The sequence below is a fragment of the Roseateles chitinivorans genome (assembly GCF_002761755.1).
Lineage (GTDB): Bacteria > Pseudomonadota > Gammaproteobacteria > Burkholderiales > Burkholderiaceae_C > Roseateles > Roseateles chitinivorans.
Window position 1 is genome coordinate 1 of sequence record NZ_PEOG01000061.1, and the last position, 12,866, is coordinate 12,866.

Consider the following 12,866-nt stretch of genomic DNA (forward strand, 5'->3'; position numbering starts at 1 on the left):
CTTGCGGGACTGGCCGCGGACGCGGCGGCCACCGCCGTCACCGGCTTGGGCGCCTGCGCCGGCGGCATTTCCGGCAGCCACAGCCGACCTTGCGCGTCACGCCCCATCAGCAGCTCCGGCTGCTTCAGGGTCACCGCGCCCAACATCACCTGCCGCTTCAGCGGCTGGACGTCCGTCAGGTCGACGGTCAGCGCCTGCCAGCGCAGCCAATCTGTCCAGGCTCCATCGCCGTCGCCAGCCTTGCGCTGCAGCGACAGGCCCCGCAGCGCGGCGCGACCGCTGAGCTTGACCTCGGGGGACTGCCCGGGCGGCTGCTTGAAGTCGAGCGTCAGCTGCGTATCGACCTGGCCCTGCGCCAGGCGCATCGGCAGCGCCTTGGGCCAATAGGCGCGATAGGCGGACAGGTCCAGCGCATCGAGCTTGACCGTCATGCTCGCGCTGCGGGTGTCCGCGAATGGCTGCGCCTGGCCTTCGCTCTGGAATCCGACGCCGTTCAACTGCCCGGACAGCCGCGGCTGCACGTGCACCTCGACATCCGCGTCGAGCGTCGACAGGAAGGGGATGCCCAGATGCAGTGCCTTCAGCTCATGGACCATGCCGGCGGCCCGGTCGTCCAGCCGGAATTCGCCGTCGGTGAGTTCGATGTTGTAGAGCGCCGCCTCGGCCGGGCCCTCGTCCGGCGATGCCGGCGTCTTCGGATCCGCGGCCAGCCGGGCGAGGATGTCGTCCAGATCGGTCCTGCCGTCGGGCAGCAGCGCGACGCGCCCGCGCGGCGCCTCCACCTTCAGCGACGACAACACCGGCGCCAGGTGCCAGAGCGAGCGCGGCGACAGGGCCGCGCGGACACGATGCACCTCGAACAGCGGCGGCGACTCCGCCGCGGGGCCGGCGATCTTCAGATCCTCCAGCGTCAGCGCCAGCCGCCACGGCGTGAAGCTCGCGCGGCCGAGGGTCACCGTCCGGCCGAGCTGCTCGGTGGCGATCCGCACGCCGGCCCGCTCGATCCACATCGGCAATGCCACCCACGCGACCAGCAGCAGCGCGACGAGGAACAGCACCAGGCCCACGAGCGCGCGCAAGGCGCGCCGGGGCCAGACGGGAAGAGCGGAGAAGAACACGGGCGCAGCCGGCAAGGAACCGGTCGAATCGTCAAGGAAGCTGATTATGCTGGCGGGCCTCAACACCTGACACCCGTCCCCGGCTCCCGATGAACGACCTGATACACGCGGTCGCGGCCTTCCTGCTGCCGCCCACCGGCGCGTTTCCGCTGCTGCTGCTCGCCTGGTGGCTGCGGCACCGCCGGCGGTGGTTGTCCGGGGCGCTGTTCGCGGCCGGGCTGATCGCGGTCTGGGTCGGCAGCACCGAACTGGGCGCCCTGTGGCTGCAGCAGCGGTTGCTCGGCCCGCAGCAGGCGGTGCAGGTCCAGCGGCTCCAGGACCTCCCGCCGCGAGAGAGCGTCATCGTCGTGCTCGGCGGCGGCGCCCGCCGGCTGATGCCGGAATACGGCACCGCGCAACTCAAGCCGGCGTCGATCGAGCGGCTGCGCTACGGCATCTGGCTGTCGCGGCGCACCGGCATTCCCCTGATCTTCACCGGCGGCACGCCGCGCGACGCGCCCGGGGACCGCATGACCGAGGCTGCCCTCGCCGAGCGCACCGCCGCGCAGGAGTTCGGCTTCAAGCTCGCCGCGAAGGAAGACCGTGCCACCGACACCCGCGAGAACGCGCGCTACACCGCCGAACTGCTCCGCGGCCAGCCCGTCCGCCGCGTCGTCCTGGTCACGCACGACGTCCACATGCGCCGCGCACTGCGCGCCTTCCGCGAGGCCCTGCCGTCTGGGGTCGAAGTGGTCCCGGCGCCAATGGGCCTGGCCTTGTCCGGATTCGAATGGCGCGACCTGCTGCCGTCGCAGGACGGCACCGCCCGGGCGCGCTACCTGGGTTACGAATGGCTGGGATACCTCGCCGGCCACTGACGCGGCCGCCCGCGGCCGCTCGCGGCCGGGCACGAACCAGCCGCCCCCAATAAATAGAAACCCCCTCCGCGCCGGGCATCCCGGACGGGAGGGGGTGGGCGGACCAGCCGCCTTTGGGGCTCCGCGGCCATCTGCCGCAGGGCTCCTGGCGCGCAGAGACTGCGCCAGAGGAAGTGCCGGAAAGGCCTGACAACCTTAGGTGGGCCATCCGGCCTATTCAAGCCGCGCCCCCTAGGATCAGGACATTCCTAGCCCCCGAACAAACGCTGATAGAGATCCGCCGCCCGGGCCTTGTGCTCGGCCGGCATCTCGATGACGCGCCCCCACTCGCGGCTGGTCTCGCCCGGCCATTTGTTGGTCGCGTCCAGGCCCATCTTCCCGCCCAGTCCGCTGACCGGCGAGGCGAAGTCCAGGTAATCGATCGGCGTGCCCTCGACCAGCGTCGTGTCCCGCACCGGATCCATGCGGGTCGTGATCGCCCAGATCACGTCCTGCCAGCTGCGGATGTCGACGTCCTCATCCACGATCACGATGAACTTCGTGTACATGAACTGGCGCAGGTAGCTCCACAGGCCGAACATCAGCCGCTTCGCATGTCCCGGATAGGCCTTCTTGATCGAGATCACCGCCATCCGATAGCTGCAGCCCTCCGGCGGCAGGTAGAAGTCGACGATCTCGGGGAACTGCTTCTGCAGGATCGGAACGAACACCTCGTTCAGCGCGACGCCCAGCACCGCCGGCTCGTCGGGCGGCTTGCCGGTGTAGGTCGAGTGGTAGATGGCGCCGTCGCGCTGGGTGATCCGGTTCACCTCGAAGACAGGAAACCAGTCCTGCTCGTTGTAGTAGCCGGTGTGGTCGCCGTACGGACCTTCCAGCGCGTGGAGGTAGCCGCCCTTCTCCTTGAGCGGGATGCCGTCCTCGCTGTGGCCGGTGAAGCCCGGCGTCGCCGGCGGGATGTGTCCCTCCAGCACGATTTCCGCGGTTGCGGGGACCTGCAGCATCCGACCGGCCTCGCCGACCTGGGTGTCGGCGACTTCGGTCCGCGAGCCGCGCAGCAGCCCGGCGAACTGGTATTCGGACAAGGTGTCCGGCACGGGCGTCACCGCGCCCAGCGTGGTCGCCGGGTCCGCGCCCAGCGCCACCGCGATCGGGAACGGCTGTCCCGGATTCGCGATCGCGAAGTCGCGGAAATCGAGGGCGCCGCCGCGGTGCGCCAGCCAGCGCATGATCAATTGCCGGCGGCCGATCAGCTGCTGTCTATAGATGCCCAGGTTCTGGCGCAGCCGGGGGTTGGCGATCCGCTGCGGTCCCCGCGTCACCACCAGTCCCCAGGTCAGCAGCGGGCCGACATCGCCCGGCCAGCAGGTCTGGATGGGCAGCCGCTTGAGGTCGACGTCCTCGCCCTCGACTACCTGTTCCTGGCACACCGGCCGCTTGACCAGCGCCGGCTTCATGTCCCACAGGGCCTTGCCCATCTGGGCCAGCTTGCCCAGGTCGCGCATGCCGCGCGGCGGTTCCGGCTCCTTGAGCGTCGCCAACAGCTGGCCGACCTCCCTCAATTGGGTGGTCGACTCCGCCCCCATGCCCAGCGCCACCCGGCGCGGTGTGCCGAACAGGTTGGCCAGCACCGGCATGCGGTGCCCGGTGGGCCGCTCGAACAGCAGGGCCGGTCCTTCCGCCCTCAGCACGAGGTCGCTGAGAGCCGTCATCTCGAGCACCGGCGACACCGGGTCGGTGACCCGCCGCAGTTCCCCCATGCCTTCCAAAGCGCCCACAAAGTCACGCAGATCTCGGTACTTCATAACCAAAAGTTTTTATGAACAAGGCCCATACGGTTGACGGGTTATTTTTGGTCCATAGAATCGCGCCCTGCCCTGGCCCCCAGGGTTATCCCGGTCTTCGCCTTGGGACGGCGAAACCGGTCCGCTGCCAATGGACGCTGGATCGCCCGTCTGTCGCGCCAAACGCCCGGAGCCCTCTGAGAGCCCTCCGAGCTGCCGACGACGCCCGAACCGGCCCATTATCGCCACCCCCAGGGGTGCGTCCGACGAGTGAACGCGACTTGCGACTCGTCAGGCTCACACCGGGCGTGGTCGGAGAAAGGAGTCGCATGACAGCGCGTTCAGACCTGCTATCCCTCCCCCGCCAGGCGCGTGCCGCCCTGGTGCTCTTCATCAAGGACATCGGCCAGGGTTTGCTGGTCGTCAGCCACAACACGCTCGCCCTGGTGGGCTTCGCCGTCGTCGCCGTCGGGCTGGTCTTCGCCAGCCAGGCCGACCTGCGCCAGCAGCTGGAAGGCCAGGTGCTGGGCTGGCTCAATGCCCGCCACGAGGCCCGGGTGGAGGCTTCCGGCGACGTGCTCGCGCTGATGGCCGAGCCGGAGGCGATCAGCCGCGCCACCGCGGTCGATCCGAAGGAACTGACCCGCCAGCAGGCGCTGGTCGCCAACTACCTGGCGCGCCGCTACCGGGTGGCGCCGGAGCCGGTCAGCCGGCTGGTCAAGGAAGCCTGGGAAGTCGGCCAGCGCGCTCGCGTCGATCCGACGCTGATCCTGTCGATCATGGCGATCGAATCGGGCTTCAACCCGTTCGCCCAGAGCGCCGTCGGCGCGCAGGGCCTGATGCAGGTGATGACGCGGGTCCACGACGACAAGTACGAGGCCTTCGGCGGCAACCTGGCTGCGTTCGACCCGATCACCAACCTGCGCGTCGGCGTGCAGGTGCTCAAGGAGTGCATCCAGCGCGCCGGCAGCCTCGAGGAGGGCCTGCGGCGCTACGTCGGCGCGACCAACCTGCCCGACGACACCGGCTACGCTGCCCGCGTGCTGGCCGAGCAGGACTTGCTCAAGGCGGTGGTCCAGGGCCGCAATGTCAGCCCGTCCGCGCCGCGTCCGATCCGCGAGCCGGCCTCGGCGCCGGCGCCCGGCGGCGAGCAGGTCGCGATGACCGCCGTGATGCGCTGATCCTTGTGCCGCGTCACGATCGAACGGGTTCCTCGGAGCCCGTTTTTCATTGGCGCGGTGGCACGCTCGCGCGCCCAGGAACAATGTCACGACCGGCGCCGTGCCCCGCTCCGGTGCGGCTACACTGCACGCTTCGCGCAACTGGCGATCAGGGCGCCCTGACCGGTGATGATTCCTTCACCGCGCAGGCGTCGCCCGAGGTGGGTCACCACCGGGAAGCGCGAACGGCCGGGGGCCTCCTCCGGCTGTCCGTGCCGTTCGCCTGGGCCGCCGTCGTTCCGGCATCCGTCGCCGCTTCGCGTTCCGCGATCGCGCCGATGCGCTGCCGGCCGGGCGGCGCCAACCCTTGAGCCGACATCATCATGTTTGACCGCACCCAACAGACCCTCGCCAACGTCGACGCCGAAGTCTTCGCCGCCATCCAGCAGGAGAACCAGCGGCAGGAAGAACACATCGAGCTGATCGCCTCGGAGAACTACACCTCGCCGGCGGTCATGGCCGCGCAAGGCAGCCAGCTGACCAACAAGTACGCCGAGGGCTATCCCGGCAAGCGCTACTACGGCGGCTGCGAATATGTCGACATCGTCGAGCAACTGGCGATCGACCGCCTCAAGCAGCTCTACGGCGCCGAATTCGCCAACGTCCAGCCCAACAGCGGCTCGCAGGCGAACCAGGGCGTGTTCTTCGCGCTGCTGCAGCCCGGCGACACCATCATGGGCATGAGCCTGGCCGAAGGCGGCCACCTGACCCACGGCATGGCGCTGAACATGAGCGGCAAGTGGTTCAACGTCATCTCCTACGGCCTGAACGCCAAGGAAGAGATCGACTACGACGCGATGGAGGCGCTGGCGCGCGAGAAGAAGCCCAAGCTGATCATCGCGGGCGCATCGGCCTACTCGCTGCGCATCGACTTCGAGCGCTTCGGCAAGATCGCCAAGGAGATCGGCGCCTACTTCATGGTCGACATGGCGCACTACGCCGGCCTGATCGCCGCTGGCGTCTACCCGAACCCGCTGCCGCATGCCGACGTGGTGACCTCGACGACGCACAAGAGCCTGCGCGGACCGCGCGGCGGCATCATCCTGACCAACGACGAGGCGATCGCCAAGAAGATCAACTCGGCGATCTTCCCCGGCATCCAGGGCGGCCCGCTGATGCATGTCATCGCCGGCAAGGCGGTGGCCTTCAAGGAAGCGCTGTCGCCCGAATTCAAGGCCTACCAGCAGCAGGTCGTCGCCAACGCCAAGGTGCTGGCGCAGACGCTGATCGAGCGCGGCCTGCGCATCGTCTCCGGCGGCACCGAAAGCCATGTGATGCTGGTGGACCTGCGTCCGAAGAACCTGACCGGCAAGGAAGCCGAGGCCATCCTGGGCGCGGCCCACATGACCTGCAACAAGAACGGCATCCCGAACGACCCGCAGAAGCCGATGGTCACCAGCGGCATCCGCCTGGGCACGCCGGCGATGACCACTCGCGGCTTCAAGGAGGAGCAGGTCCGCGCGACCGCCCACCTGATCGCCGACGTGCTGGACAACCCGCATGACGAGGCCAACCTGGCCCGCGTGCGCGACAAGGTGGCCGAACTGACCCGTCAGTTCCCGGTCTACCGCTGAGCGGAGCCCGCGGCGCATGCGTTGCCCTTTCTGCGGTCACGGCGACACGCAAGTCTCTGAGACCCGCGAATCGGACGAAGGCGATGTCGTGCGCCGCCGCCGGCGCTGCCAGTCCTGCGAGAAGCGCTTCACGACCTACGAGCGCGCGGAAATCGCGCTGCCCATGGTCGTGAAGAAGGACGGTACGCGAGCGGACTTCGACATGGGCAAGCTGCGCGCATCGATGACGCTGGCGTTGCGCAAGCGTCCCGTCAGCATCGAGCAGATCGACGCGGCGCTGGAGCGCATCCAGGAGAAGCTGCTGAGCAGCGGCGCGCGCGAGATTCCGTCGACCAAGCTCGGCGAGCATGTGATGCGCGAGCTCAAGCGCATCGACAAGGTCGCCTACGTGCGCTTCGCGTCGGTATACCGCTCATTCGAGGACGTCGACGAATTCAGGCAACTGATCCGGGACATCTGAACCCGATTCGGCCCGTTGCCTGACGGCATCGACCGCGACCTCCCCCGAAAGCCGGCCCCCTTCAGCGGGCCGGCTTTTCCCACCTGAAGGCGAAGCGCCGCGACGCGCGTCTCCCTAGAGTTCCTGGCAACTCTTCTGGAGATCCGACGTGCCCATATTCCTCGCCCTTCCCGCCCTCACCGCCCGCCCCTCTCCCGTCATCGGCGGCCGCGGTTTCAGCCTGGTTGAACTGCTCGTGTCGGTCGCGATCGTCGCGATCGCGGCGATGCTCGCCGGCCCCGACCTGCGGGACTGGCTCTGGCGCCAGCGGCTCTCCAACAGCGCTCAGGCGGTCCTCGGGGACCTTCAGCTGGCACGCAGCGAGGCGATCCAGGGCGCGCGCAACGTGATCCTGCGCTTCGGCGGCGACGAGTCCGCGGTGACCGGCAGCGGACGCTGCTACGTGCTGCATACCGGTCCGCTCGGCGGCTGCGGCTGCCGGATGGACACGCCGCCGGTCTGCGATGCCGGCGCCCAGGCGATCAAGCAGATGCGCTGGGCGCGCGGCCGCGGCCAGGTCGAGGTCGTGTCCAACGTGCCCTCGATGCTCTTCAGCGGCCGCCAGGGCACCGTGTCGGTGAGCGGCACGGTCGAGGTCCGCATGGAGGGCATCGGTGCGATCCGCCACATCGTCAGCCTGACCGGTCGGGTGCGCAGTTGCGCGCCCGACGGCACCGCGATCCGCTTGCCGAGGTGCGCATGAGGACGCGGGGTTTCTCGTTGATCGAGATCGTGGTCGTGCTGGCCATCCTGGCTGTCCTCGCCGTCCTGACGCTGCCGAGCTTTCGCGAGCACGTCCTGAAAGGTCGGCGCGCCGAAGCTCGCGAGGCCCTGCTGGCGATCCAGCTGGCGCAGGAGCGCTTCAGGTCCGGGCATCCCCGCTATGCCGAGCGGCTGGAGGACCTGGCGCAGTCATCGATGACGCGGAGCAGTCTCTATCGGCTGCGCATCGCGCAGGCGGACGCGACGCGTTACACGCTCGAGGCCATCGCCCAGGGCAGCCAGACAGGCGATCGCAGGTGCCAGGTACTGACGCTGCGGCTGGAATCCGGTGCCGTCCACACGTCGGGCCACGATGCAAGCGGCGCCGAGCAGGCGGACGCCTGCTGGCCGCGCTGAAGGGAGCGACTCATGTCCGTCGATCGTCGCCGCCTGCTTCGCCCCCTTATGCCTCGAGGCGTCAGCCGCCACGCCAGGCGTCCTCTCCCACGGGGATTCACTCTGGTCGAACTGCTGGTCGGATTGGCCATCAGCCTGATGCTGATGGCGGGCGCCTTCGCCATGGCCGGCCTTCAGGTCGGGACCCATCACCGGCTGCTGCTGGAACTGCAGGTTCAGCAGGAGCTGCGCGCCACCGCGGAACTGGTCCTGCGCGACCTGCGCCGTGCCGCGTCCTGGGATCGCCCGCAAGACGCCCTCTGGCAGGCCGATGGGCCGGCGCCGGTCCGCAACCCTTACGCGGACATCGAGGTCGGGGACGCCGGCAAGCGCGTGACCTACAGCTTCGCCCGCGACGGCAGCTCGTCGGACGGCGCCACCGTCCGGGAGGTCGCCGGATTCCGCTGGAGCGACGGGCGCATCGACCAGTTGGTCGCAGGGCGCTACCAACCGCTGACCGATCCTGCGGTGCTGCGCGTGCGTGCCTTCGATCTGCGGGTCGAGTCGCAGGCACGGTCGCTGAGCGACGCCTGCGCGCGCGCCTGCACGCCCGGCACCTCGCCGCCCACCCCGCTGCCGGACGGCGGCGGCGGAAGCAGCAGCAGCGACGGCAGCAGCGCCGCCGCCTGCGGCCCTGCGATCGTGGCCCGTCTTGTCGAGCTGGTGATCGACGCCGAGGCCGTCCACGACCGCAGGGTCAGCCAGCAACTGACGGCGCTCAGCCTGGTGCGCAACGACGCGCTCACGGGAGGCTGCCCATGACACGCCACCTGCAACGGGGATTGGGAACGCTGGCGATGTGCGCGGTCCTGCTGGGCGTGCTGGCGCTGGGCGCCGCCTGGGCCGCCCGCCAGTTGACGACGGCGGAGCGGGTGGCTGCCAACGACCAGCGTGCCGCCACGGCCTTCGAGACGGCCGAGGCGGGCATGGCTTGGGCGATCGCGATGCTCAACGGCGGCCATGTCGACGATCACTGCCGGCCGGCGTCGAACCCGGCCGGCGCCGCGGCGCTCCCGGCCACCGACTTCCGCAGCCGCTTCCTGCAGCACGGCGCCGATGGGCACTACCGCGCGAAACCAGCTCCTGCGGCCGCGGATGACGCCGCCTTCCCGACCTGCGTGAACACCGGACCGCTGCGCTGGACCTGCGAGTGCGGGGCAGGCGGCGATTCCGCCAGCGTAGCGCCGACCGCGGACGTGCGGCATCCCGATCCGCAGCCCAGGTTCAGCGTCCGTTTTGCGGACGCTGGCCCTGCCGGCCAGTTGAAGCTGATCGTGCGCGGTTGCAGCGATCGCCGGATCGACTGCGACGACCTGTCCGAAGGACCCGCAGGCGTCGCCGAGGCCGCCCGGCATCTGGCCCTGCTCAGCGCCCTGCGACTGCCGCCGCCACAGGCGGCGATCGAAGGGCCGGGCAGTTTCCTTCGTGTCTTCGGTTATCCGCCGATGCGGTATCGCAGTCAGCCCGCCATCGCGCGCTTGCGGTGCGACGGCGATTGCAGCACCCCGCTTGCCCAGGCACTGGCGCGCGGGCGCCGCCTGATCTGGATCGATGGCGATGCGCGCCTGAGCCAATGGCCGCCAGCCGCACTTGACGATGCCCCTCTGGTGCTGGTGGTCGACGGTCGCCTCGACCTGTCAGCGCCGGGCAGTGCGCAAGGCGTGCTCTATGCGCGGGAGGGCATCGGCTGGCATCCACCCGCCGGCCAGGCGGCGTCGTGGCGCGGCGCGGTCGTGACCGATGGCGTCATCGACCAGGGCGAGGCGGTCGCCCTGGTGCACGACGCCGCGGTCCTCTACCGGGTGCATCGCCAGATGGGCAGCTTCCTCCCGGTCCCCGGCGGATGGACCCCCACGCGATGACCAGCACCTGCTCCCCGCTCGCGCTCGACCGGCGCCGCAGCTGCCGAGGCTTCACCTTGATCGAGGCCTTGATCGCGCTGACCCTGCTCGCGATCGGCATGGCGGCGCTCATGACCCTCCAGGTCCGTCTGCGGCTCGTCGTCGATGACATCCGGCACCAGGAACAGGCACTGCGCCTGGCCCGCAATGAACTCGAACGCTGGCGGTGGCGACCCGACGGCCCAGCCCCCTCACTGACCTGGGAGGGCCCCGCCACCGAGTTCAGCCTCGACGCGCAGGCCGCGCCCTTCCATGAGCCGATGCCGCCCGGCGGCCTTGCAGCGTCCGGCCTCGTGTCCGACGTTCCGGCGCCGCGCGCCGTCCACCTGCGGGTCCGCTGGACCGATCGCGCCGGCACGCCTCGGTCCCTCACGCTGGACAGCCTGCTGCCGGCGGAGGATCCGACCCTCTCTGGCTTGCTCCTGCTCCCACCGGAGCACGCCGCTAGACTGGGCGCCATGCAAGCGCCCCGCCCCTCTTCGCCCCCGACTCCTTTTCATGCCGACGCCCGGGACAGCCGCTGGATGACCGAGGCGGTGCGCCTGGCGCAGGGCGCCGTCGGCCTCAGCGATCCGAATCCCCGCGTCGGCTGCGTCATCGTGGATGCGCAGGATCGTGTGCTCGGACAAGGCCACACGCAGGCGGCGGGCCAGGCCCATGCCGAGGTCATGGCGCTGCGGGACGCACAGGCGCGCGGCCACGGTCTCGGTGACGCGACCGCCTACGTGACACTCGAGCCCTGCGCCCACCACGGTCGCACGCCACCGTGCTGCGACGCGCTGATCGCGGCGGGCGTGGGACGGGTCGTCGTCGCGCTGGGCGATCCCAACCCGCTGGTCGCCGGCGAGGGCCTGGCACGGATGCGAGCCGCTGGCATCGTCACGGACGTGCTGGCGACCGACCATCCGGCGGCGGTCGAGGCGCATGAACTCAACATCGGTTTCCTGACCCGCATGCGGCACGGCCGCCCGTTCGTGCGAATGAAGATCGCCGCGTCGCTGGACGGCCGCACGGCGCTGTCGAATGGCGTCAGCCAATGGATCACCGGCCCCGAGGCCCGCAAGGACGGCCATGCCTGGCGCCGCCGCGCCGGGGCGGTGCTGACCGGCATCGGCACCGCCCGTGAGGACGACCCGCGCCTGGATGTCCGCGAGGTACCGACCAGCCGGCAACCGCAGCGGGTGCTGATCGACTCGCGGCTGGAGCTGTCTCCGGCCGCCCGACTGCTGGCGCCGCCCGGCGAGTTGCTCATCTATCACGCGCTGGCGGAGGCCGGCGAACGCGGGGCCGTGCTCGCCGGCCTCGGCGCGGAACTTGTCAGCCTCGCCGATCCGGCGCGGGGCAAGGTGGACCTCGCCGCGGTGATCCACGATCTCGGCCGTCGGCAGGTCAACGAGCTGCACATCGAGGCCGGCTACAAGCTCAACGGCTCCCTGCTGCGCACCGGCCTGGTCGACGAGCTGCTGGTGTACCTGGCGCCCACGCTGCTGGGCGACGGTCGAGGCATGGTCGACCTGGGCGGACTGACGGCGCTCGACCAGGCCCCTCGCTTGCGCGTGGTCGAGAGCCTGGCGGTCGGCGGCGACCTCCGCCTGCGCCTGAGACCTGCCACGAGCGCCTGAGCCCGCCCCGCCTACAATCGCGCCCATGCCTATTTCACCGATTCCCGAGCTGGTCGCCGAACTGGCGGCCGGCCGCATGGTCATCCTTGTCGACGAGGAAGACCGTGAGAACGAGGGGGACCTCGTCCTCGCCGCCGACCACGTCACGCCCGAAGCGATCAATTTCATGGCCAAGCACGGCCGCGGGCTGATCTGCCTGACGCTGACCCGCGAGCGCTGCGAGCAGCTGCAGCTCCCGCCGATGGCCACCCGCAACGGCACCAAGCACGGCACCGCCTTCACCGTGTCGATCGAGGCGGCCACCGGCGTCACCACCGGCATCTCCGCGGCGGACCGCGCGCGCACCGTGCAGGCCGCGGTCGCCAAGGGCGCGGTGGCATCCGACCTGGTGCAGCCGGGCCACATCTTCCCGTTGCAGGCCCAGGACGGCGGCGTGCTGATGCGCGCCGGCCATACCGAGGCGGGCTGCGACCTGTCGCGCATGGCCGGCCTGACGCCCGCCGGCGTCATCTGCGAGATCATGAATGACGACGGCACGATGGCCCGTCTGCCCGATCTGGAGGTCTTCGCCCAGGAGCACGGCCTGAAGATCGGCACCATCGCCGATCTGATCGAGTACCGCAGCCGCAACGAATCGATCGTGCAGCGCATCGCGCAGCGTCCGCTGGAAACGCGCGAGGGTCGGTTCGAGTGCCACGTCTTCCGCGATCGCTCCAACAACGTCCACATGGCGCTGGCGCTGGGTCAATGGCAGAAGGACGAGGAAGTCCTGGTGCGGGTGCACGAGCCCTTCTCCGCGATGGACCTGCTGGACGCCGGCCGCTGTGGCCACAGCTGGCCGCTGCCGCAGGCGCTGGCGGCCATCCAGCGCGAAGGTTCGGGCGTGGCGGTGCTGCTGAACTGCGGCGAGGACGCCGACGCGCTGCTCGCGCGGCTGCAACCGGCGACCGACGAGGAACCGCGCCAGACGATGGACCTTCGCACCTACGGTGTCGGCGCGCAGATCCTGCGTGAGCTCGGCGTGCATCGGATGAAGCTGCTGGGCAGCCCGCGCCGCATGCCCAGCATGACCGGCTACGGGCTGGAAGTGACCGGTTTCCAGGCCGCTCAGGCCACTACCAACGACTGCTGAATCC

At 70.0% G+C, this 12,866-nt stretch carries 12 protein-coding genes; 10 read left to right on the plus strand and 2 right to left on the minus strand.

Annotated features, from left to right (window positions below; genetic code table 11):
* A partial coding sequence (locus CS062_RS19345; RefSeq protein WP_158238837.1) for a DUF748 domain-containing protein occupies nucleotides 1–1,118 on the minus strand: 1,118 nt, incomplete at its 3' end.
* Nucleotides 1,119–1,207: 89 nt separating this feature from the next.
* On the opposite strand from CS062_RS19345, the gene CS062_RS19350 reads away from it, so the two are divergent.
* Nucleotides 1,208–1,975, plus strand: coding sequence for a YdcF family protein (locus tag CS062_RS19350; RefSeq protein ID WP_099863199.1), 768 nt, complete (start codon nucleotides 1,208–1,210; stop codon nucleotides 1,973–1,975).
* A 248-nt stretch (nucleotides 1,976–2,223) separates the two neighbouring features.
* On the opposite strand, the gene CS062_RS19355 is transcribed toward CS062_RS19350, so the two are convergent.
* Nucleotides 2,224–3,777: a UbiD family decarboxylase domain-containing protein gene (locus CS062_RS19355; RefSeq protein WP_099863200.1), complete on the minus strand. Its 1,554-nt coding sequence runs from the start codon at nucleotides 3,775–3,777 to the stop codon at nucleotides 2,224–2,226.
* Between the two features lie 308 nt (nucleotides 3,778–4,085).
* On the opposite strand from CS062_RS19355, the gene CS062_RS19360 reads away from it, so the two are divergent.
* From CS062_RS19360 to ribBA, 9 genes are all read left to right on the plus strand, one after another.
* Nucleotides 4,086–4,937, plus strand: coding sequence for a lytic transglycosylase domain-containing protein (locus tag CS062_RS19360; RefSeq protein WP_099863201.1), 852 nt, complete (start codon nucleotides 4,086–4,088; stop codon nucleotides 4,935–4,937).
* A gap of 362 nt (nucleotides 4,938–5,299) precedes the next feature.
* The gene (gene glyA, locus CS062_RS19365) at nucleotides 5,300–6,550 is read left to right on the plus strand and encodes a serine hydroxymethyltransferase (protein WP_099863202.1); all 1,251 of its coding nucleotides are present in this window, start codon (nucleotides 5,300–5,302) and stop codon (nucleotides 6,548–6,550) included.
* A gap of 16 nt (nucleotides 6,551–6,566) precedes the next feature.
* A complete protein-coding gene (gene nrdR / locus CS062_RS19370) occupies nucleotides 6,567–7,010 on the plus strand; it encodes a transcriptional regulator NrdR (protein WP_099863203.1) in 444 nt (147 codons plus the stop codon).
* Nucleotides 7,011–7,158: 148 nt separating this feature from the next.
* Nucleotides 7,159–7,752 carry a GspH/FimT family pseudopilin gene (locus CS062_RS19375; protein WP_099863204.1) on the plus strand — a complete coding sequence of 198 codons (594 nt, stop codon included), beginning with the start codon at nucleotides 7,159–7,161 and terminating at the stop codon, nucleotides 7,750–7,752.
* Nucleotides 7,749–8,168 carry a type IV pilin protein gene (locus CS062_RS19380; protein ID WP_099863227.1) on the plus strand — a complete coding sequence of 140 codons (420 nt, stop codon included), beginning with the start codon at nucleotides 7,749–7,751 and terminating at the stop codon, nucleotides 8,166–8,168. Before CS062_RS19375 ends, CS062_RS19380 begins: the two co-directional genes overlap by 4 nt.
* Before the next feature lie 12 nt (nucleotides 8,169–8,180).
* The gene (locus CS062_RS19385; RefSeq protein ID WP_099863205.1) at nucleotides 8,181–8,969 is read left to right on the plus strand and encodes a PilW family protein; all 789 of its coding nucleotides are present in this window, start codon (nucleotides 8,181–8,183) and stop codon (nucleotides 8,967–8,969) included.
* Complete coding sequence (locus tag CS062_RS19390) at nucleotides 8,966–10,069, plus strand: hypothetical protein (protein ID WP_143742417.1); 1,104 nt, start codon at nucleotides 8,966–8,968, stop codon at nucleotides 10,067–10,069. The genes CS062_RS19385 and CS062_RS19390 overlap by 4 nt, the downstream gene beginning before the upstream one ends.
* The gene (ribD, locus tag CS062_RS19395) at nucleotides 10,066–11,730 is read left to right on the plus strand and encodes a bifunctional diaminohydroxyphosphoribosylaminopyrimidine deaminase/5-amino-6-(5-phosphoribosylamino)uracil reductase RibD (protein WP_158238839.1); all 1,665 of its coding nucleotides are present in this window, start codon (nucleotides 10,066–10,068) and stop codon (nucleotides 11,728–11,730) included. The genes CS062_RS19390 and ribD overlap by 4 nt, the downstream gene beginning before the upstream one ends.
* A gap of 25 nt (nucleotides 11,731–11,755) precedes the next feature.
* Nucleotides 11,756–12,862 (plus strand): bifunctional 3,4-dihydroxy-2-butanone-4-phosphate synthase/GTP cyclohydrolase II, encoded by a 1,107-nt coding sequence (gene ribBA / locus CS062_RS19400; protein WP_099863208.1) that lies wholly within the window; start codon nucleotides 11,756–11,758, stop codon nucleotides 12,860–12,862.
* Nucleotides 12,863–12,866 lie beyond the last annotated feature (4 nt).